At 63.8% G+C, this 19486-nt stretch carries 19 protein-coding genes; 9 read left to right on the top strand and 10 right to left on the bottom strand.

What is annotated here, in order from left to right:
• Window positions 1-6: 6 nt before the first annotated feature.
• Window positions 7-2205: a M3 family metallopeptidase gene (locus XcyCFBP4188_RS14145; RefSeq protein WP_174705845.1), complete on the bottom strand. Its 2199-nt coding sequence runs from the start codon at window positions 2203-2205 to the stop codon at window positions 7-9.
• A 495-nt stretch (window positions 2206-2700) separates the two neighbouring features.
• On the opposite strand from XcyCFBP4188_RS14145, the gene XcyCFBP4188_RS14140 reads away from it, so the two are divergent.
• Window positions 2701-3198, top strand: a complete 498-nt coding sequence (locus XcyCFBP4188_RS14140; protein WP_006450874.1) for a glutathione peroxidase — start codon at window positions 2701-2703, stop codon at window positions 3196-3198.
• Between the two features lie 158 nt (window positions 3199-3356).
• Here the strand turns inward: XcyCFBP4188_RS14140 and XcyCFBP4188_RS14135 are convergent, their stop codons facing one another.
• Both XcyCFBP4188_RS14135 and XcyCFBP4188_RS14130 read right to left on the bottom strand, forming a co-directional pair.
• Window positions 3357-4136 carry a ferredoxin--NADP reductase gene (locus XcyCFBP4188_RS14135; RefSeq protein WP_006450875.1) on the bottom strand — a complete coding sequence of 260 codons (780 nt, stop codon included), beginning with the start codon at window positions 4134-4136 and terminating at the stop codon, window positions 3357-3359.
• A 208-nt stretch (window positions 4137-4344) separates the two neighbouring features.
• A complete protein-coding gene (locus XcyCFBP4188_RS14130) occupies window positions 4345-6225 on the bottom strand; it encodes an ABC transporter ATP-binding protein (RefSeq protein WP_006450876.1) in 1881 nt (626 codons plus the stop codon).
• Between the two features lie 264 nt (window positions 6226-6489).
• Here XcyCFBP4188_RS14130 and XcyCFBP4188_RS14125 point away from each other — a divergent pair, with 264 nt between their 5' ends.
• From XcyCFBP4188_RS14125 to XcyCFBP4188_RS14110, 4 genes are all read left to right on the top strand, one after another.
• Window positions 6490-8007, top strand: coding sequence for a fumarate hydratase (locus XcyCFBP4188_RS14125; protein WP_006450877.1), 1518 nt, complete (start codon window positions 6490-6492; stop codon window positions 8005-8007).
• A 159-nt stretch (window positions 8008-8166) separates the two neighbouring features.
• A complete protein-coding gene (locus XcyCFBP4188_RS14120) occupies window positions 8167-8628 on the top strand; it encodes a hypothetical protein (protein ID WP_225306883.1) in 462 nt (153 codons plus the stop codon).
• A 14-nt stretch (window positions 8629-8642) separates the two neighbouring features.
• The gene (locus XcyCFBP4188_RS14115) at window positions 8643-9278 is read left to right on the top strand and encodes a glutathione S-transferase family protein (RefSeq protein WP_006450878.1); all 636 of its coding nucleotides are present in this window, start codon (window positions 8643-8645) and stop codon (window positions 9276-9278) included.
• A 112-nt stretch (window positions 9279-9390) separates the two neighbouring features.
• Window positions 9391-10104: a carbonic anhydrase gene (locus XcyCFBP4188_RS14110; protein ID WP_172839264.1), complete on the top strand. Its 714-nt coding sequence runs from the start codon at window positions 9391-9393 to the stop codon at window positions 10102-10104.
• Window positions 10105-10563: 459 nt separating this feature from the next.
• Here XcyCFBP4188_RS14110 and XcyCFBP4188_RS14105 read toward each other — a convergent pair whose 3' ends face one another.
• The 3 genes from XcyCFBP4188_RS14105 to XcyCFBP4188_RS14095 all read right to left on the bottom strand — a co-directional run bounded on the left by XcyCFBP4188_RS14105 (window position 10564) and on the right by XcyCFBP4188_RS14095 (window position 13687).
• Entirely contained in the window at window positions 10564-11676 is a 1113-nt protein-coding gene (locus XcyCFBP4188_RS14105; protein ID WP_104592330.1) for a sterol desaturase family protein, read from the bottom strand.
• A 170-nt stretch (window positions 11677-11846) separates the two neighbouring features.
• Window positions 11847-12980: a phospholipase A gene (locus tag XcyCFBP4188_RS14100; RefSeq protein ID WP_043910034.1), complete on the bottom strand. Its 1134-nt coding sequence runs from the start codon at window positions 12978-12980 to the stop codon at window positions 11847-11849.
• 221 nt (window positions 12981-13201) lie between these two features.
• Complete coding sequence (locus tag XcyCFBP4188_RS14095) at window positions 13202-13687, bottom strand: DUF456 domain-containing protein (protein ID WP_006451915.1); 486 nt, start codon at window positions 13685-13687, stop codon at window positions 13202-13204.
• 227 nt (window positions 13688-13914) lie between these two features.
• Between XcyCFBP4188_RS14095 and XcyCFBP4188_RS14090 the strand changes: the two genes are divergently transcribed.
• Complete coding sequence (locus XcyCFBP4188_RS14090; RefSeq protein WP_003483561.1) at window positions 13915-14130, top strand: cold-shock protein; 216 nt, start codon at window positions 13915-13917, stop codon at window positions 14128-14130.
• Window positions 14131-14218: 88 nt separating this feature from the next.
• Here the strand turns inward: XcyCFBP4188_RS14090 and XcyCFBP4188_RS14085 are convergent, their stop codons facing one another.
• Window positions 14219-14698 carry an outer membrane lipoprotein gene (locus tag XcyCFBP4188_RS14085; protein ID WP_104592329.1) on the bottom strand — a complete coding sequence of 160 codons (480 nt, stop codon included), beginning with the start codon at window positions 14696-14698 and terminating at the stop codon, window positions 14219-14221.
• Window positions 14699-14819: 121 nt separating this feature from the next.
• A complete protein-coding gene (locus XcyCFBP4188_RS14080; RefSeq protein WP_043910037.1) occupies window positions 14820-15248 on the bottom strand; it encodes a hypothetical protein in 429 nt (142 codons plus the stop codon).
• 76 nt (window positions 15249-15324) lie between these two features.
• On the opposite strand from XcyCFBP4188_RS14080, the gene XcyCFBP4188_RS14075 reads away from it, so the two are divergent.
• Window positions 15325-16161 carry a tRNA threonylcarbamoyladenosine dehydratase gene (locus tag XcyCFBP4188_RS14075; RefSeq protein WP_006451918.1) on the top strand — a complete coding sequence of 279 codons (837 nt, stop codon included), beginning with the start codon at window positions 15325-15327 and terminating at the stop codon, window positions 16159-16161.
• Window positions 16162-16197: 36 nt separating this feature from the next.
• On the opposite strand, the gene XcyCFBP4188_RS14070 is transcribed toward XcyCFBP4188_RS14075, so the two are convergent.
• Window positions 16198-16980, bottom strand: coding sequence for a TatD family hydrolase (locus tag XcyCFBP4188_RS14070; protein WP_006451919.1), 783 nt, complete (start codon window positions 16978-16980; stop codon window positions 16198-16200).
• A complete protein-coding gene (locus tag XcyCFBP4188_RS14065; protein ID WP_006451920.1) occupies window positions 16980-17195 on the bottom strand; it encodes a DUF6116 family protein in 216 nt (71 codons plus the stop codon). The genes XcyCFBP4188_RS14070 and XcyCFBP4188_RS14065 overlap by 1 nt, the downstream gene beginning before the upstream one ends.
• 145 nt (window positions 17196-17340) lie before the next feature.
• Between XcyCFBP4188_RS14065 and XcyCFBP4188_RS14060 the strand changes: the two genes are divergently transcribed.
• Window positions 17341-18132, top strand: a complete 792-nt coding sequence (locus XcyCFBP4188_RS14060; RefSeq protein WP_006451921.1) for a glycine zipper 2TM domain-containing protein — start codon at window positions 17341-17343, stop codon at window positions 18130-18132.
• A gap of 172 nt (window positions 18133-18304) precedes the next feature.
• Window positions 18305-19480, top strand: a complete 1176-nt coding sequence (locus XcyCFBP4188_RS14055) for an acyl-CoA dehydrogenase family protein (RefSeq protein ID WP_174555976.1) — start codon at window positions 18305-18307, stop codon at window positions 19478-19480.
• The last annotated feature ends 6 nt before the right edge of the window (window positions 19481-19486 follow it).

The raw sequence follows: 19486 nt of genomic DNA, 5'->3' as shown, positions 1-19486 counted from the left end.
GTCCGATTACGGCTTGGACTGCGGTGCTTCCGGCGTAGCGCCATCGCCGCCTTGCGCGCTCAGGCCGCGCTTTTCGAGCAGGGGCTCGATCTGCGGCGCATGCCCGGCGAAGTTCTGGAACAGCTCCATCGCATCCACGCTGCCACCGCGCGCGAGCAGGGTCTGGCGAAACCGATCGCCATTGGTGCGGCTCAGCCCGCCATGCTGCTTGAACCACTGCTGGGTGTTGGCATCCAGCACTTCGGACCAGATGTAGGCGTAATAGCCGGCCGCATAACCGCCCATGATGTGGCTGAAATACGGGGTCTTGTAGCGCGGCGGCACCGGTGCGTAGGCAATGCCGTCCTGCTGCAGCGCCTTGGCTTCGAAGGCCATCACGCCGGCTGCGTCGGGCACCTGGTTGGCGCTGAGTTGGTGCCAGTTCTGATCCAGCATCGCCGCACCCAGATACTCGGTGGTGGCAAAGCCCTGGTTGAACTTGGAGGCCGCAATCACCTTGTCCAGCAGCGCCTGCGGCATCGGCGTGCCGTTCTGGTAATGCTTGGCGTAGTTCTTGAGGATGGTCGGCTCATCGGCCCACATTTCGTTGACCTGCGAGGGGAACTCGACGAAGTCGCGCGGCACGCTGGTGCCGGAGAAATACGGGTATTTGACGTCCGAGAACATGCCGTGCAGCGCATGGCCGAACTCATGGAACATGGTGGTCACTTCATCCCAGGTCAGCAACGTGGGCTGGCCGGCCGGCGGTTTGGGAATGTTGAGGTGATTGGCCACCACCGGCTTGAAACCGGTCAGATCCGATTGCGATACATACGAGTTCATCCACGCGCCGCCGCGCTTGGATTCGCGTGCGTACATGTCGGCGATGAAGATCGCCAGCTGCTTGCCGTCGGCATCGAACACGTCGTAGACGGTGATGTCGTCGCGATAGGTGGGCAGGTCGGTGCGCTGCTTGAAGGTCAGGCCGTATTCCTGATTGGCCGCATAGAACACGCCGTTTTCCAGCACGTTCTTCAGCTCGAAATACGGCTTGAGCTGCGACTCGTCGAAGTTGTACTTGGCCTGGCGCACCTTCTCGCTGTAGTAGGCCCAATCCCATGCTTCGAGCTTGAAGGTGGGCTTGCGTGCGGCATTTTGTTCCTTGTCGATCATCGCCTGCAGATCGGCCGCTTCGCGCTTGGCGTTGGCTACTGCGGCCGGTGCCAGCTTGCCCAACATCGCGTTGACCGCTTCCGGGGTCTTGGCGGTCTGGTTTTCCAGCGAATAGGCGGCGTAGGTGGGGAAGCCGAGCAGCTTGGCCTTGTCGGCGCGCAGCTTCATGATGCGTGCGACCAGCGCGGTGTTGTCGTACTGGCCGCCGTGGCTGCCACGCGACACCGAAGCGTCGTAGATCTTCTTGCGCAGTTCGCGATTCTTCAGCTGGGTCAGCGGCGGCTGGCCGGTGGTGTTGAGCAGCGCAATCACGTACTTGCCGTCGAGCTTGCGCGCCTTGGCGGCTTCGGCGGCGGAGGCAATCTGCTCGTCTGACAGGCCATCGAGCTGCTTGACGTCATCGACGACGACGGCGGCGGCATTCACTTCGGCCAGCACGTTCTGGCTGAAGGTGGTGCCCAGGTTGGCCAGCTCGGCATTCATCGCCTTGAGCGTGGTCTTGTCGGCATCGGAGAGCTTGGCGCCATCGCGCACGAAGTCGCTGTGGTACTTCTCGACCAGGCGCAGGCCTTGCGCATCCAGGCCCAGCTTGCTGCGTTGGTCGTACAAGGTCTGGATGCGTGCAAACAGCTTGCTATTGAGCGAGATCGCGTCGCGGTGCGCGGCGAATTTCGCCGAATAATCGGCCTGCAGTTTCTTGCGCGCATCGTTGGTGTCGGCACCGACCAGGTTGAAGAACACCGTGGTGGCGCGATCGAGCGTGGCGCCGCTTTTTTCCAGCGCAATGATGGTGTTGTCGAAGCTCGGCTTGGCCTTCTGGTTGGCGATCTTTTCCACTTCCTTCAACTGCTCGGCCATGCCGGCGTCGAAGGCGGGAGCAAAATCGCTGTCGGTGATCTTGTCGAACTGCGGGTAGTGCAGCGGCAACGTGCTGTCGGCAAAAAAGGGGTTGGCTTGGGTGGCGGCCTGCGTGGCGGCAGGTGCGGCGATGCTGTAGGACGGCATGGCGAGTCCCAGGGAAGCGGCCAGGGCAAAGGCGAGACGGGTGGTCAAGAGAGTGGCTCCAAAGTGCGAACCCCCGAGGCTAACCCAGCCGGGTCGGACAGGCGTGTGACAAAAGGCATGGCTATAGGGTCATCGTGTAGCCAATCCGCGAACGTCGCCGGTGGACAAGGCCGAGCTCGACCAGCTGGCCGGCGGCAGTGCACGCGGGCTCTGCCGTTAGCTGGCGCCGCTGGACCGCGACTCACAAGACGCTGCGTTACCGTGAAATGCCGTAGTCAAACGCTGCGGCGAGGTGCACCATCTGGGCTGGTCTAATGATGGCTCGCTTGGGTCTCGTTCGTTTGTGGGGCCGCCTGGCGTTTCACCTGCGGCGCCAACAATGATTCGGTGACATTGGATGAAATGTGGGGATGGCCCCAACAGAGCGTCGATCTGTCGCGCCTTTCTGCTGGCGCGCGCGTGCTGAGCACGCGCAGTGCGATGCAGTGCCGCAATGTCGACAGCTGGGCTACGCTGCAGTTTCCCTGAGCATCCGAGCACGCCATGAGCGACATCTCCACGTTCGAATTCACCGACCTGGACGGTCGCACGCAGTCGATGCGCGACTATGCCGGCAAGGTGCTGCTGGTGGTCAATGTCGCTTCGAAATGCGGCTTTACCCCGCAATACGCAGGCCTGCAGGCGCTGTGGCAGCGCTATCGCGAACGTGGCTTGGTGGTGATCGGATTCCCGTGCGATCAGTTCGGCCATCAGGAGCCGGGCGATGCGGCGCAGATCCGCCAGTTCTGCTCGCTCGATTATTCGGTGGATTTTCCGCTGGCCGAGAAGATCGAGGTCAATGGCAGTGGCGCGCATCCGCTGTGGCAGCACCTCAAGCACGAACAACGCGGCGTCCTGGGTTCGGAGGCGATCAAGTGGAATTTCACCAAGTTCCTGATCGGGCGCGATGGCCGCGTGTTGGAGCGTTATGCGCCGACCACCAAGCCGGAAGCGTTGGCTGCAGATATCGAGCGCGCGCTGGGCGCGCAAACGCACGCCTAACTTTTGAACGCGCCTGGATCGTAGGAGCGCACCCGGGCGCGATGAAGCGTTACCGATGATGTGAGGCGTACGCCAAGTATGAAGCGTTACCGGGACTGCTTCATCGCGCCCAGGTGCGCTCCTACGACGGTGCGGTGGCGGCTACTCCGCGCGCCGCATCACTTCTCGACGAACGCGCGCTCGAAGACGTAATGCCCCGGCGTGCCGATGCGTGGCGAGGTTTCGAAGCCGCGCGCATCCAGCACGTTGCGCAGGTCAGCCAGCATCTGCGGGCTGCCGCAGATCATGAAGCGGTCGTTGGCCGGATCCAGCGGCGGCAAGCCCAGCGTCTGCTGCATGCGGCCGTCTTCCATCAGCTCGGTCAGGCGGCCCTGGTTGGTGAATGCTTCGCGCGTCACCGCCGGGTAGTACAGCAACTTGTCGCGCAGGAGGTCGCCGAGAAACTCATGCTGCGGCAGCTCGCGCTCGAAATAGTCGCGGTAGGCCAGATCCTGCACAAACCGCACGCCCTGGGTCAGGATCACCTTGTCAAAGCGTTCGTAGGTTTCCGGATCCTTGATTACCGACAGCCACGGCGCCAGGCCGGTGCCGGTGCCCAGCAGGTACAGGTTGCGCCCAGGGTGCAGATCGCTGATCAGCAGCGTGCCGGTGGGCTTCTTGCCGACCAGCACCTGATCGCCCGGTTTGATGTGCTGCAGCCGCGAGGTCAGCGGGCCGTCCGGCACCTTGATGCTGAAGAACTCCAGATGCTCTTCCCAGTTGGCGCTGGCAATCGAGTACGCACGCAGCAACGGGCGCGTCTCGGTTTCCAGGCCGATCATCACGAATTGGCCGTTCTCGAAACGGAAACCGGCATCGCGGGTCGTGGTGAAGCTGAAGTAGGCGTCGGTCCAGTGACGGACCTCGAGCACCGTTTGGGCGCCGAAAGCGGAAGACATGCCGGTGAGTGTCGTGGGAAGAGTACCTGCCAATTCTACCTCAAGCCGGTCAAATGAGATGAACTCTCATTTAGGTGGCCGGGATTCGGGAGTCGGGATTGGTGATTCGCAAGAGCGGATCCTTGGGGCCTGGACGTTCTCGGGCCCGCGATGGACCGGCAGCTCAGGCCAATCCCAAATCTCCAATCCCGAATCCCGAATCCCCGCCTCACCGATACCCCGCCGCCTGCAGCTCGAACAACTCCGCATACCGGCCTCCCTGCGCCATCAACTCCGCATGCGTGCCGTTGGCCTCGATGCGGCCAGCGGCCAGCACCAGGATGCGGTCGGCCATGCGCACGCTGGAGAAGCGGTGCGAGATCAGCACCGCAGTGCGGTTGTCCGACAATTCCTTGAAACGCTGGAATACCTCGAACTCGCTGCGTGCATCCAGTGCGGCGGTGGGTTCGTCCAGGATCATCAGCTGCGCATCGCGCATGTAGGCGCGTGCGATGGCGATCTTCTGCCATTGCCCGCCGGACAGATCCACGCTGTTCTTGAAGCGTCGGCCGATCAATTGATCGTAGCCATCGGGCAGGCTGTCGATGAGCTCGCCGGCCATCGCGCGCTGGGCGGCGGCGCGGATGCGCGGTGCATCGCCCATGGCATCGACCTGGCCGACGCCAATGTTCTCGCCCACGCTCAGGTGGTAGCGCACGAAGTCCTGAAAGATCACGCCCAGGTTGGCGCGCAGATCGTCCAGATCGTAATCGCGCAGGTCCTGCCCATCGAGCAGGATGCGGCCTTCGTCCGGGTCGTACAGCCGCGCCAGCAGCTTGACCAGGGTGGTCTTGCCGGCGCCGTTTTCGCCGACCAGCGCCAGCACTTCGCCCGCCCGTAGCTCGAAATCCAGGTGCCGCACGGTCCATTGTTCGGCATCCGGATAGCGAAAACCCACATCCTCGAACACGAAGCCCTGGCGGATCGGTCGCGGCACCGGCAGCGCATTCGGGCGCGAGCGGATTTCCGGCACGATGTTGAAGAACGAATACAGATCGTCCAGATACAAGGCCTGCCCGGCGACCTGCGAAAACCCGATCAGCAGGCCTTCCAGCAACTGGCGCAGGCGCAGGAAACTGCCGGCCAGAAAGGTCAGATCGCCGATGCTGAAATCGCCGCGCACGGTGCGCCAGGCGATATAGCCATAGGCCATGTAATAGCCCAAGGTGCCCAGCGCAGCCAGTAGCGCGCCCCACAACGCACGCTTGCGCGCCAATGCGCGATTGGCCTGGAAGAACTTGTCGGCCAGCCGGCGATAGCGTGCGATCAAAAAGCGGTGCAGGTTGAGGATCTTGACTTCTTTTGCGGTCTCGACGCTGGCGCCGACCTGGCGCAGGTAATCGAGCTGGCGCCGCTCCGGCGTCCACTGGAAGTTGAGCGAGTAGCCCAGCGCATTGAAATGCGCCTCGCCGATGAAGGCCGGGATCAGGGCGATCGCCAGCAGCAGGATCAACCATGGCGCATACACCACCAGACCCACCGCCAGGCTGACCACGGTAATGGCGTCCTGCACCTGGCCGAACAACTGGCTCATCAGGTTCATGCGGTTCATGGTCTGGCGCCGCGCGCGATCCAGCTTGTCCTGCCGGTCGGGGTCTTCGAAGTCCTCCAGGTCCAGCTGCGCGGCGTGTTCCATCAGGCGCACGCTGGCGGCGTTGTTGAACAACTCCGACAGCAGCGCATCGGCGTAGCCGACCAGCCGGCCGAGCAGGTCCGAGCCGATCGCCAGCGCCAGTTCCAGCGCCAGCAATTCCAGCAGCCGGTTCAGACGTCCGCTGCTCAGCGCCTGGGTCAGCGAATCGAAGGCCGGCGGTTGGCCAACCAGATGGATCGCCTCGTCGATGATCAATTTGCCGATATACAGCGAAGCCACCGGCATCAACGCGCGCAGCACGCGCAGGCCGATGCTGCTGGCGCTCAGCCAGCGGCTGGTCTGCCAGATCTGGCGCAGAAACGGTGGCAGGTTACGCAACGCATTCAAGCGCTCGCGCAGGGTGGGGCCGGCACGGGGTGCGGCGGGCGCGGTGGCGCCGGAACGGGATGCTGACATCGCACTAGTGTGCAGCGCTTTGCGTAGGCGTGAAGTGTTGGAAGGCGCCAGTGCGCATCCCTGCATTGGCGCGCGATAGCTGCTCTGTCGCTGACTGCGCACTCGCAAATCGGTGCGGCCGGTGTATCTCAGGGCACCCGGGCGTTGGGTCGGGCGCCACGCAATCCTTGGCCTGGTCAATCGCAGCCATTGACGCGGCCGCAGGACGCGCTGGAAGTTTGGACTAAAATGCCCGGATTGCCCCCGCCAGCCGTAGAGCCAGCCGTGACCTCGATCAAGCAGGAAGACCTCATCCAGTCCGTCGCCGACGCGCTGCAGTACATCAGCTATTACCACCCGGTCGACTACATCAAGAATCTGTCCGCCGCTTACGAGCGCGAAGAGTCGCCGGCCGCCAAGGACGCCATCGCGCAGATCCTGATCAACTCGCGCATGTGCGCCGAAGGCCATCGCCCGATCTGCCAGGACACCGGCATCGTTACCGTGTTCCTGGAAATCGGCATGCAGGTGCGCTGGGACGACGCCACCATGGGTGTGGAAGACATGGTCAACGAAGGCGTGCGCCGCGCCTACAACCACCCCGACAACAAGCTGCGCGCCAGCGTGCTGGCCGACCCGGCCGGCACGCGGCAGAACACCAAGGACAACACGCCTGCGGTGGTCAACACCAAGATTGTGCCCGGCCACCATGTCGAGGTGATCGTCGCGGCCAAGGGCGGCGGCTCGGAGGCCAAGAGCAAGTTCGCCATGCTCAATCCGTCCGACTCCATCGTCGACTGGGTGCTCAAGACCGTGCCGACCATGGGCGCCGGCTGGTGCCCGCCGGGCATGCTCGGCATCGGCATCGGCGGCACCGCCGAAAAGGCCATGCTGCTGGCCAAAGAAGCGTTGATGGAGCCGATCGACATCGTCGATCTGCAGGCGCGCGGTGCCTCCAATCGCGCCGAAGAACTGCGGCTGGAGCTGTACGAAAAGGTCAACGCGCTCGGCATCGGCGCGCAGGGCCTGGGCGGCCTGACCACGGTGCTGGACATCAAGGTCAAGGATTACCCGACCCACGCCGCCAACCTGCCGGTGGCGCTGATTCCCAACTGCGCCGCCACCCGCCACGCGCACTTCACCCTGGACGGCAGCGGCCCGGTGATGCTGGATCCGCCGTCGCTGGAAGACTGGCCCAAGCTCACCTACAACCCGACCAACGCGCGCCGGGTCAACCTGGACACCATCACCCGCGAGGAAGTCGCCAGCTTCAAGCCAGGCGAAGTGGTGCTGCTCAACGGCAAGCTGCTGACCGGCCGCGACGCCGCGCACAAGCGCATGATCGACATGCTCAACAAGGGCGAAACCTTGCCGGTCGATTTCACCAACCGCTTCATCTACTACGTCGGCCCGGTCGACCCGGTGCGCGACGAAGTGGTCGGCCCGGCCGGCCCGACCACTGCCACCCGCATGGACAAGTTCACCCGCCAGATGCTGGAACAAACCGGCCTGCTCGGCATGGTCGGCAAGTCCGAGCGCGGCGATGCGGCGATCGATGCGATCCGCGACAACAAGGCCGTCTATCTGATGGCAGTCGGCGGCTCGGCATATCTGGTGTCCAAGGCGATCAAGGCCGCGCGCGTGCTGGCGTTCGAAGATCTGGGCATGGAAGCGATCTACGAATTCGAGGTCAAGGACATGCCGGTCACGGTTGCTGTGGATTCCACCGGCGAGTCGGTGCACAAGACCGGGCCGCGTTTGTGGCAGTCGCGCATCGGCAAGATTCCGGTGGTGGTGGAATAAGCCTGGCCTAGAGCGGCGACGCAACTGCACTGCGTCGCCGCGTCCCGCAAACAAGTTAATACGCTTAGGTCCCCGTCATCAGCCGGTGTCTGTCTATCGGGATGAAGACGGCCTGCCGGATCGACCACGCGGCCAGGCAACGCCGAGCGACAACCCGATATGCTCGGCGTACTGACCGGTCCCAGGAGAACAGGAATGCTCCGACTTATCTGCATCGCGTTGTTGGTCTGCCTCAGCCAGGGTGTGGCAGCGCAACAGAAGACAGCACCGACTGTGCTGTTTCCTTCCGGCAACTACGCGCCAAAACCGGCCGCGCCGGTGCCGTTTGAAGAAAAAAAGCCACTCAGGCCAAGCGAGCCCTCCACACGATTCAGCGGGCCCGCAGCGTCGGACCGTTGCATCGCGCAGTGCAATCAGAGTGCCAGGCAATGCCGCGCCGATCGGCCCAGCGAGAGCAGTTGCAGCGCCTCGGTGGCGCCGCGCGGAAAACGCTGCGATGACGTGCAGAATCCGGCACAGCGGGCCAACTGCCTCGCGCAGGTCTTCGATTGCAGCCAACAGAGCGACGACAATCGCTGTGAACCACGCAAGCTCGCCTGCTTGCGCGCCTGCACCAACTGACTTCAGGAATCCGTATGACCACAACGCTTTATCATTCCCCCAGCACCGCAGCCCTGGTCGTACATTGGCTGCTGATCGAACTGGATGTGCCGCATGTGCTGCATCCGCTGGATTTCGATCGCGCCGAGCAGAAATCGCCTGAATATCTGGCACTCAATCCAGCCGGCGTGGTGCCGACGCTGGTGCTGGAGGGCCAGGTGTTGACCGAAGCTGCAGCAATCGTGCTGCATCTGGCCGACCTGTATCCGCAGGCCGGGCTGGCACCGCCGGTCGGCACGCCTGCGCGTGCGCACTACTACAGGTGGATGTTCTTCTGTGCCAACACCTTGCAGCCGGCGTATCGCGCCTGGTTCTACCCGAGCGAGCCGGCGGGCGCTGCGCACAGCGATGCGGCGCAGGCGAAGGCACAGCAAAAACTCGAAGCGGCCTGGACCCAGGTCGATGCGCACCTGCAAGCCAATGGTCCGTATCTGCTTGGCCAGACGTTGTCGGCAGCCGATTTCATGCTGACCATGATGATGCGCTGGTCGCGCAATATGCCCCGGCCCAGCGATACCTGGCCGGCGCTGCACGCGCATGCGCAGCGAATGAAAGCCCGGCCGGCGTTTCAGGAAACCTATCGCCGCGAGGGTCTAACGGACTGGACCTGAATCTCCAGCCGCAGCAGGCGTTGAGCGGCGTCCATCAGCGCGCTTCAAAGCGTTCCGCCGCGCTTGCCGCGTAGTACGATCGCGACACCAACCAGAGAGCAGGGGCTCGTCCATGTCGCATTCCGCATCCCGTCGAAAATTGCTGCAATGCGCCTGTTGCGCGCCGGTCGCGGCCGCAGCCGCGTCACTACCATTCGCTGTGCGCGCCGCGCCGTCGAAGAAAACCGATCTAGACGCCGAGCAGGCGTTGCAGACCCTGCGTGACGGCAACGCTGCGTTTGTCGAGAACCGTCCCAAGAAGGTGATCTCCGACGGCAAGCGCCGGCTGGAACTGGCGCTGGGCCAGACTCCGTTCGTGATCCTGGTGTCGTGCTCGGATTCGCGCGTGCCGCCGGAACTGCTGTTCGGTCGCGGCCTTGGCGAGATGTTCATCGTTCGCAACGCCGGCAACACCGTCGATACCACTGCATTGGGTTCGATCGAATATGCGGTGAGCCAGCTTGGCGTGCCGCTGGTGGTGGTGATGGGCCACGAGAGTTGCGGCGCGGTTGCCGCCGCGGTGTCGGTGGTGGAGCAGGGCGCGTTCTTCCCCGGCGCGATCGGCTCGATGATCGAGCCGATCGTCCCCGCCGTGCTGACTGCCAAGAGCAAGGGCGGCGCTGACCTGCTGGCCGACTCGGTCAAGGCCAACGTCAAGCGCACCGTCGACCGCCTGCGTGCCGCTTCCGAGCCGGCACTGCTGGAACCGCTGCGCGCAGGCAATGTCCGCGTTGTCGGCGCGTATTACACCCTGAAAGACGGCAAGGTGGATTTCTTCGACGTCTGATGGTTATTGCAGTGGTTCGGGCAATGACAGCGCAGGATGATCTCCTGCGCTGTTTTCATATGTGCGGTGCAGCGCGGTCGTCAGCTCTGACACAACCTCCCGCACACTGTATCGATGACGGCAACGTGTCGCGTTCGTTGACCGAATGGAGTGATGTCTGGAATGGTCGCAACATCGATCAGATCGAAAGGCGCTGATCAAACCGCAGCTCATCGGACAGCCGCGCCGCATGCACTGCTAGCAACCATGCACACCGACCATCCAGACTGGTCTTTGCCCGCCCACCATCGCGGGACCTTACGCGGCATGGATGCCGCGTAAGAGCCTACACGGACGTACTTGCGGCGTGTCCCGCGATGGTGGGCGGGCAAGGGCCCTGCAGCCAAGTGGCAGATCAGCCGTTCTGCACATGATTATCCGCGCTGGACAAACACTCCAACGCAAACCGTATTTCGAGTTTTAGTCCACATAATCGTCGAACGTCTTGCGCCGACGGAATGGCATCAGGTGCTGGCGCATCAGCCCCTTGGGCACCGTTTCCAGTTTCATGACGCCATATTCCTGCGGCCACGCATCGCGGCTCGGCGGCAGCTTGAACGTGCCCATCAACATGTCCACCAAGGGCAGATGGATGGCGTAGTTGACGTCGATATAGTCCTGCTGGCGCGCATGATGCCAGTGGTGATAACGCGGCAAGACCAGCACGTATTCCAGCCAGCCAAAACGCAGGCCGAGGTTGGAATGTGCGAGCACCGCCTGCAGGCCGACCAGAATCACGTACGCATTCACCGCCGGGGTCGAAAAACCGAGAATCAACAGCGGCAGCAGCACCGCACTGCGGGTCAGCACGATTTCCACAAAATGGATGCGCGACCCGGCCAACCAATCCATCTCGCGGCTGGAGTGATGCACCGCGTGGAAGCGCCAGAGCCAGGGAATATTGTGATATGCCCGATGCAGCGATGCCTGCGCCATGTCGGCGACGAATACCGCAATCAGAAACTGTCCCCACACCGGCAGGGACTGGATTGCCGCTTTCAGCGCTGGAAACGCGGCCAGCCCGGCGATACTCGACGTGGAGGCGGTGACCAGAATCAGGATGAACTGCACCAGCACATGGCTCATGAAGAAATAGCCGATATCGGTGCGCCAGCCCGGACGTAACGGCGAAATGCGGCGCTTGCCCAGATAGCGTTCCAGCGGCACGAACACCAGTGCCGAGAAGAACAGCGAAATCACAAACCAGTCCAGGCCAAGCGAATAGGGCGTGCGCCCGATCGTATCGAACTGCACGTTGGTGCCACCGAACAACACCGCCAACGTTGCGCTGCCCACACCAACCATCGCAATGCGCTTGTTGCGGTCGCGCAGAATGGTGAAGGTACCCAGCAGGAACGCGGCAACCAGCCCGACCAGCAGGAGATGGCGTGCGAACTGCTCGTTATAGGCGGCGCGGAACTCGCGGCTGGTCAACAGATCGGGAAAGTGGAAACACACCACACCCATCAGACTGAGCACGCCCAGCAGCGCAGAGGCATGGGCGAAGAAGGAGCGGTGGTGCGGGCGAGCCATGGGACGTCCTGTCGACGGGGCGGCCTGGTTGGCCGTGCACGGAGTGCGTACATCCATGCTCCCAGTACGCGTGCTCGGCCGCAAGCGTTTTGCGACGAGCACGCCAGCTCCGATCAAACGTTGGCGCTAGGACTGGCCGGCAATGCGCCGGCCAGTGAAACGGCACGCGGTTAGAACCACTCCAGCAACGACACACCCAGGCCGATATAGGTCGCCTTGTGGTTGTAGTCGATCAGGCTTTCGCCATAGCCGTCGAACACCTGCACATGGCCGCGCAGCAGGTTGGTGATCGGGAAGCCGTAGTCCAGCTGCACCGAGCCGTGCGAGCGGTCGCCGCCACGCAGCGAATGCCGTGCGATCAATGCGAACTCGTGGCCGTCCTTGTTGTAGACCAGGGTCGCGTCGCCGCGGCCCATGTAATCCTCGATATCGGGATTGTTGTCGTCGGCGCGGTCTTCCTTGATGCGGAACCACGGGCGCAGCGTCAGTGCCCAATTCTCGCGATCCAGACCGATGTTGAGGATCACCCGGTTCCAGGAACGCGACAGCGGGTCCTCGCGGCCGTTGGACATGTGATTGATGCTGATGCCGCTCATGCGGCCCTTCCAGCCGAACAGGCTGTAGTTGTTGCGGAACACCAACATCGCCTCCGGCTCGTAGTTGGTTTCGCGGAACGGGCGCGAGGCATCGGTGTTGTAGGCCTGCCAACGCGAGCTCTGGGTGTAGCCCATCCAGATATCGCCGTTGTCGCCGAACATATCTTCGACCACCTTGGTCTTGAAGCTGAGCTGGAACTTCAGCTCGGCGCTGTCCAGTTGCTGCGGGGTGGACACCGAGTTGGCCGGGTTCGGCGACTGCGGGGTGCGGTTGGAGTCGCTGGTCCAGAACGCCGGCAACAGATACACCGGCTTGTAGCCGCGCAGCTGGAACGTGCCCAGCTTGGAATCCTTGGCCAGCTCCCAGCGGCGATCCAGCAGCGAGCCACGGCCGGCATTGGCGACCGCCTCGGCCTTGGGTTGGTCCTGTCCATCGGCACGGAAGAAATCGCCGACGCGGCTGATGGCGCGTTCGTCCTGTGGCTTGGCCTCTTTCTGCTTGGCCAGTTGCGCGGCGGCGTCGGCTTCTGCGGTCAGCTGCGGCGTGTAGCCCAGCGCCTGGTCGTAGCACGCCAGCCGCGCCGCATCCGAGGTGACGGAGGTGCAGGCCTGCGGCGAGGCGGGGGTTGCGGCGATTTCCTGCGCGTGCGCCAGCGGCGCGGCCGCCAGCGCAATCAGCATCAAGGGACGGGTGCGGTGCTTTGACATGGGCAGTCTGGCCGAATGAAGGCGCCAGGCAGGCGCAGAGGTTTGTAGCTTAACGGTCGCGCCTGCATACGCGGTGTGTACACGGCGGCATAACATTCGATCAGGCGGCTATGTCGGCGGGGCAGCGACAGGTCAATGCCTGCCCGCGCTGCCAACATCGAAACAGCCGTCTAGCTCAAACAGCCGTCTGGCGCCACCAACGCCAGTGGTCGCTGGAGCGACTAGAAAAACCAGGCGATCGCAAACACGCCAAGCATGCACAGACCCAGCGCCAGCTTGCTCGCGGTGCCCAGCATGATGCCGATCCAGGTGCCGATGCCGACCTTGGTGGCCTGGTCGGATTTGCGGGTCTGCCAGTATTCGCCGATCCACGCGCCGGCAAACGGACCGACAAACAAGCCGATCGGCATGAAGAAGATGCCGACGACGGAGCCGATCACCGATCCCCACAACGCCATCTTGCTGGCGCCGACGCGCTTTGCGCCGTACACGGTGGCCAGAAAGTCGATCGCGAACGACAGCGCGGTGATCAGACCCAGGATCACCAGCGCGACCCAGCCGACGTGGACGAAGTCATCGGCCCAGGCGGCCACCAGCAACCCCACGAACACCAGTGGCAGGCCCGGTAGCGCCGGCAGGATGACTCCGGCCAGGCCGATCAGCACCAGCACGCCGGCCAGGATGTAATAAACGACGGTGGTGTCCATATGGTTTGGAAATATCTCGTTTCAGGCTTGACAAAAATGCGCAAGGGGTTCTTGAAAAATCGTTTTGTGCGGGTTAAGTTGCCAGCGCTGCTGTTTGCAACGGTCACCGTGAATCGTGGCCTGATGCGGTAGATCGTCCGATCCGCTACATCCTTGTACCTCGGCTCCTCCTTGCAATCACAGCGACCACCGCCAGTCCACCACAGTGTCGTAGGGAGTCAGTCGAGATGTCCAACATCGAACGCGAGAATGGTGTCGTGAAGTGGTTCAACGATGCCAAGGGTTTTGGATTCATCAGTCGCGAAAACGGCGAGGACGTGTTCGTCCATTTCCGCGCGATCCAGATCCAGGGTTTCAAGAGTCTCAAGGAAGGTCAGAAGGTCAGCTTCACCGTCGTGCAGGGACAGAAGGGCCTGCAGGCCGATGCGGTACAGGTGGTCTGAGTGCAGCGCAGCACTTCGAGCCACCATCCAAACAGCAGAAAGGCCCGTTGCCGGGCCTTTCTGTCATGTCACTCAGTGGGTAAGCCAATCAGCGCAGCACGACCTTGCCGTTGACCACGCGCACATAGGCGTTTTCGCGTACGCCGGCCAGGTCGCGCTGGTTCACCACGATGACGCGCCCATCGTCCATGCGCACCTGCACATCGAAGCTGTCGCTGGTGACGTTGTTCTGGATCGCGTTGCCTGCCAGCGCGCCAGCGGCGGCACCGGCTACGGCCGAGACGTTCTTGTTGCCCTTGCTGCCACCGGTCTCCTTGGAGATCTGACGGCCGGCCACCGCGCCGACGATGCCGCCGAGCACTGCGCCGGTGCCGGTGGGCGCGCTGCGGGTGGGGCCGACTTCATCGATGCGGGTCACGATGCCGCAATCCACGCAGCGCGCCTGCTGCGACTGCCCCTGGTCGTAACCGCGGTCGCCGCGATAGCTGCCGTACTGAGGTTGAGAGGTGGCGCAGCCAACCAGGGTCGCGGTTGCAGCCAGGCCAATGATGAGCAGTCGGGTCTTCATGAAATCTCTCCGGGGTGGTTCGAAAAGCGGTCAGGGCCGCGGCGACGTCATCCTGTGGTGGTCCAGGTGAACGGTCTGCCAACTGGATCGCTCCAGGCTTAACGAAACCCGAGCGCGTTCTTCATCGAAAGTCACGGTGGCAGGCGTCGCAGGTGTCCGACAGCGGTGTTTTGACTGCAGCAATCGCGGCGCAATCGTGCAATGGCGCGCGCTGCGCCTGATCCAGCGCGGCACGCAGCGCCTGCGCATGCTCGCCAAAGCGGCGGTCTTCGCCGATGTCTGCAAATGCGGGTTCCAGTTCGTCTGCAAGCAGACGTAGCGATTGCAGTCGTGCTTGCTGTTGCGTCGGGTTGCACACCTCGCCGGCACCGGGTTGTAAAGAGCGCAGTTGGTAGGCCATCACCTGCATCAGGCTGTCCGGCACCGGGTTGCGCCTGGCCTGCAGCGCGCGCGCCACCATCACGCTGCAGACCAGGCCGATCAACAAGCCCAGGATCAGCATGAACGCGTAGCGAGACGCACGTGATTGGTGAGGGGGTGTGGCGGACATGGTGGCTCCACTGAAGGCGCCGGTGAAGGCGCGGGGTAAGCAAGCGCTTGTTGAGCGGCGCGCGTAAAATAGGCCGATGAAAGCACAATGGCGTGAACGCTTTGCCGGTATCGACCGGCTGTACGGAGTCGGCACGGTGGAGCGGCTGTCGGCCTGCCGTGTGGCGGTGGTCGGGATGGGTGGCGTGGGCTCGTGGGTGGTGGAGGCGCTGGCGCGTACCGGCGTCGGGCACATCCGCCTGATCGATGCCGACGACCTGTGCGTGTCCAACACCAATCGGCAATTGCCGGCATTGGCCGGGCAATACGGACGCAACAAGGCGCGCGCGATGGCCGAGCGCTGTGTGGCGATCAATCCGGAGATCGCCGCCGATGCGGTGGAGTCGTTTCTCACCGCCGGCAATATCGAAAGCCTGCTTGGCGATGACTTCGATCTGGTGATCGATGCCTGCGACAGCTTCCGGGTGAAAGTGGAAACCATCGCCTGGTGCCGCCGGCGCAAGTTGCCCTTGCTCACGGTGGGCGCCGCTGGTGGGCGCACCGACCCCACGCTGGTGCGTGTGCGCGATGTCTCGCGCACCGAGCACGATGCGATGCTGGCGCTGATCCGCAAGAAGTTGCGCAGCGAGTTCAATTTCCCGAAGAATCCGCAGCGTTACTTCGGCGTGCCGGCGGTGTACTCGCTGGAGAACGTCAAGTATCCGCAGGCCGACGGCAGCGTGTGCGGCATCCGCCCGCAACTGGATGCCGATGCCACGCTCAAGCTGGATTGCGGGGCAGGGCTGGGCGCCGCCACGCATATCACCGGCACCTTCGCGTTTGTAGCAGTGGGCAAGGCGTTGGAGATGTTGCTCAAGCCGAAGGTGGTTGCCGCCGCTGCGTCGCCGGCCGCCGAGGTGGCTGCAAGTTCGTAACGTTTGTGCATGGCGCGCTTCGGCAGCGCGCCGGCATCAGCCGGGCAAAGCTAGGCCAGGCAATCCGAACAGCCGCCGCGCGTTGGCGCTGGTCTGCGCGGCAATGCGCTCTTCCGGCTCGCCGCGTAGCTGCGCGATGCAGGCCAGCACCGTGCGCAGGTATGCCGGCTCGTTGCGTTGGCCGCGGATGCCGGCGTCGGGCTGATCCGGCGCATCGGTTTCCAGCAGCAGGTACTGCAGCGGCATCGTCGCGGCCAAGCCGCGCAGGCGGTTGGCGCGCGGGTAGGTCACCGGGCCGCCCAGGCCGATCATGAAATCCAGCTTCCACAGCTGCTGCGCCTGTTCGGGGCTGCCGGCAAAGCTGTGCACCACGCCGCGCAAGCCGCCGACCGCCTTGATGCGGGCGATGACTTCTTCGGTGGCGCGGCGCGCATGCACGATCAGCGGCAGGTCGAAGCGCTTGGCCAACTGCAATTGGCCTTCGAAGTAATCGCGCTGCAGCTGCGCATCCAGGCCGTCCAGATAGAAATCCAGCCCGCACTCGCCGATGGCGCAGGGGCGCTCGCGCTCGATCCACTCGGCCAGCAGCTCCAGATGCTCGGGACGATGCTGATCCAGAAAGATCGGATGCAGCCCATAGGCGGGGTGCAGCCCCGGTGCCTGGGTGCAGACGGTGCGCAGTTCCGGCCAACTGGCGGCGGTGATCGCCGGGATCACCTGCTGCCCGACACCGGCGGCCTGCGCGCGTGCGATCACGGCGGCGCGATCGTGGTCGAACTCGCCGGCATCCAGATGGCAGTGGCTATCGACCAGCTGCATCAATCGCGGCGGACTGGGGCGGGCAGCGGCGCCTTGCGCGTTTTCCAGTTGGCCAGCAGCAGCGTGGTCAGGCCGAACAGCAGTTCGTCCAGGAACGGGATCGGGTCCGGGATCACCAGGTCCACCAAAAACAGCGCCGCCGCCAGCTTGAACAAGGTGGGGTAGCGCAGCTTGCTGGCCCAGTCCAGGGCGCGCGAGGTCAGGGGATTTCGCATGCGAATGCTCCGGCTGTTAGAAGTGCATGAAGTAACCGCTAGCTGAACTTAACGACGGCATTCATGAGCGAGGGCGTTTTCGTTCAGGGTTCACGTGCTGGAATCACGCCGTCAACAACGCGGCGTGTCCGCACGGAGCTGGATCATGAAGAGCAATACGACAACTATACTGGTCGCTGCTGGTGCGTTGCTGGTCGGAGGCGTGGCCACGGCCGCCTTCATGAACAATCGCCCGTCGTCCGGCGATTTCGTCGCCAACGGCGAGCCGGCACCGCGTGGTCTGGAGTACGCCGACGTGGTCAAGGTCGCCCCGATCACCGAGCGCGAGCCGCAGTACGCGCAGGTCGTCAACAGCGCCGCCATCCGCGAAACCACCACCAGCTCCTCGCCGCGCGAAGTCTGCCGCGACGTGGTGGTGCAGGAACGCCTGCCCGAGCGTGATGGCAATGTCGGCGGCACCGTCGCCGGCGCGGTGATCGGCGGCCTGCTGGGTAACCAGGTCGGCGGCGGCAATGGCCGCAAGCTGGCCACGGTGGCCGGTGCAGTCGGTGGCGGCATGGTCGGCAATCGTGTGGACCGCAACCATGTCGGCGGCCGCGTGGTGGACCGCACCGAGCGCCAGTGCCATACCGAAAACGCCAACTCGCAGTCCTCGCGTGTGGTCGGCTATGACGTGACCTACCGCAACGCCGATGGCACCACCGGCACCATGCGCATGGACAGCAAGCCGGGCGAGCGCATCTCGCTGGGCGATGCCGACAACGTGGTGGCCTACGACGTGACCTACCGCTACGACGGTTTCGAGAAGACAGTGCGCATGAACGACAAGCCGGCCAGCGATCGTCTGCCGGTGGTCGACGGTCAGCTGGTGACCCAGACCGCTTCGACGGCCGGCGACAGGGGCGTTCGTGTGGATGCGGGCAGCACGCGGCAGTAAATCGCTGGCAGTCATCCGCCCAGGATCGCTGCGATAGCAAGAAAAGAGCCGGCATTGCCGGCTCTTTTCGTTTTCAGGTACTGCCTGCGACCAGCGCATGCAGGCGGACGCGCTGAGTAAGGAGATGCAATGTTCGGCCGGCAACTGGCAGATAATCGCCGCTTCTCCTGTGGTGGAAGCCAGCATGCCGGTGCGCCCTGATGATCTGTTCGATGTACGCGCGCTGCTGACCGATGAGGAGCGTGCGGTGCAGGACGCGGTGGCCCGCTTCACCGACACACGGGTGTTGCCGGCGATCGGCGATGCCTTCGATGCGGGACGCTTCCCCAGCGAATGGGTGCCGGAACTGGCAGAGCTGGGATTGCTGGGCGCCAGCCTGCCAGTGCGCGATGGTGGCGCCGGTCTGGGTGCGGTGGCCTACGGGCTGATCTGCCAGGAACTGGAGCGCGGCGACAGCGGCCTGCGCAGTTTCGTCAGCGTGCAATCGTCGCTGTGCATGTATCCGATCCATGCCTACGGCAGCGACGAACAGCGGCAACGCTGGTTGCCGGAGATGGCGGCGGGCCGTTTGATCGGCTGCTTCGGATTGAGCGAAGCGCAGGGCGGCTCGGACCCGGCGGCGATGACCACCCGTGCGGTGCGCGAGGGCGATGGCTGGCGCTTGAACGGGTCCAAGATGTGGATCACCAACGGCAGCATCGCTGGCCTTGCGATTATCTGGGCGCATACCGACGATGGCGTGTGCGGCTTTCTGGTCGAGACCAGTAGCGCCGGTTTCAGTGCGCAGGACATCGCCCACAAGATGAGCCTGCGCGCGTCGGTGACCTCGGGCCTGTTCCTGGACAACGTGTTCGTGCCGGAGCAGATGCGGCTGCCGAACGCGGCCGGTTTGAAGGCGCCGCTGGGTTGCCTCAATCAGGCGCGCTACGGCATCGCCTGGGGGGCGATCGGTGCGGCGGTGGCCTGCCTGCGCGAGGCGCTGGCTTATAGCGGGCAGCGCATTCTGTTCGGCCGGCCGCTGGCGGCCACGCAAAGCGCGCAGATCAAACTGGCCGACATGGCCCGGCGGATTTCCACCGCACAATTGCTGGCGCTGCAGCTGGGGCGGCTGAAAGAAGCCGGTACGCTGCGGCCGGAACAGATCTCGCTGGCAAAATGGAATAATTGCCGCATGGCGCTGGACGTGGCACGCGAGTGCCGCGATCTGCTGGGTGCGGCCGGCATCACCACCGAGCATGTGGCGATCCGGCATGCGCTGAACCTGGAATCGGTGATCACCTACGAGGGCACCGAAACCGTGCATCAGTTGGTGGTGGGGCGTGCGCTGACCGGACTCAATGCGTTCTGACAAGGA

The sequence above is a fragment of the Xanthomonas hortorum pv. cynarae genome, from assembly GCF_002939985.1.
Lineage (GTDB): Bacteria > Pseudomonadota > Gammaproteobacteria > Xanthomonadales > Xanthomonadaceae > Xanthomonas > Xanthomonas hortorum_D.
This window is presented reverse-complemented; position numbering and strand designations above follow the sequence as displayed.

What these genes read in the sequence shown, in the direction of transcription:
- XcyCFBP4188_RS14105 (WP_104592330.1), bottom strand. Translation starts at nt 11,676, where the DNA reads ATGGCTCGCCCGCACCACCGCTCCTTCTTCGCCCATGCCTCTGCGCTG.
- XcyCFBP4188_RS14075 (WP_006451918.1), top strand. Translation starts at nt 15,325, where the DNA reads ATGAAAGCACAATGGCGTGAACGCTTTGCCGGTATCGACCGGCTGTAC.
- XcyCFBP4188_RS14065 (WP_006451920.1), bottom strand. Translation starts at nt 17,195, where the DNA reads ATGCGAAATCCCCTGACCTCGCGCGCCCTGGACTGGGCCAGCAAGCTG.
- XcyCFBP4188_RS14085 (WP_104592329.1), bottom strand. Translation starts at nt 14,698, where the DNA reads ATGAAGACCCGACTGCTCATCATTGGCCTGGCTGCAACCGCGACCCTG.
- XcyCFBP4188_RS14110 (WP_172839264.1), top strand. Translation starts at nt 9,391, where the DNA reads ATGTCGCATTCCGCATCCCGTCGAAAATTGCTGCAATGCGCCTGTTGC.
- XcyCFBP4188_RS14115 (WP_006450878.1), top strand. Translation starts at nt 8,643, where the DNA reads ATGACCACAACGCTTTATCATTCCCCCAGCACCGCAGCCCTGGTCGTA.
- XcyCFBP4188_RS14060 (WP_006451921.1), top strand. Translation starts at nt 17,341, where the DNA reads ATGAAGAGCAATACGACAACTATACTGGTCGCTGCTGGTGCGTTGCTG.
- XcyCFBP4188_RS14090 (WP_003483561.1), top strand. Translation starts at nt 13,915, where the DNA reads ATGTCCAACATCGAACGCGAGAATGGTGTCGTGAAGTGGTTCAACGAT.
- XcyCFBP4188_RS14100 (WP_043910034.1), bottom strand. Translation starts at nt 12,980, where the DNA reads ATGTCAAAGCACCGCACCCGTCCCTTGATGCTGATTGCGCTGGCGGCC.
- XcyCFBP4188_RS14095 (WP_006451915.1), bottom strand. Translation starts at nt 13,687, where the DNA reads ATGGACACCACCGTCGTTTATTACATCCTGGCCGGCGTGCTGGTGCTG.
- XcyCFBP4188_RS14130 (WP_006450876.1), bottom strand. Translation starts at nt 6,225, where the DNA reads ATGTCAGCATCCCGTTCCGGCGCCACCGCGCCCGCCGCACCCCGTGCC.
- XcyCFBP4188_RS14070 (WP_006451919.1), bottom strand. Translation starts at nt 16,980, where the DNA reads ATGCAGCTGGTCGATAGCCACTGCCATCTGGATGCCGGCGAGTTCGAC.
- XcyCFBP4188_RS14140 (WP_006450874.1), top strand. Translation starts at nt 2,701, where the DNA reads ATGAGCGACATCTCCACGTTCGAATTCACCGACCTGGACGGTCGCACG.
- XcyCFBP4188_RS14135 (WP_006450875.1), bottom strand. Translation starts at nt 4,136, where the DNA reads ATGTCTTCCGCTTTCGGCGCCCAAACGGTGCTCGAGGTCCGTCACTGG.
- XcyCFBP4188_RS14080 (WP_043910037.1), bottom strand. Translation starts at nt 15,248, where the DNA reads ATGTCCGCCACACCCCCTCACCAATCACGTGCGTCTCGCTACGCGTTC.
- XcyCFBP4188_RS14120 (WP_225306883.1), top strand. Translation starts at nt 8,167, where the DNA reads ATGCTCGGCGTACTGACCGGTCCCAGGAGAACAGGAATGCTCCGACTT.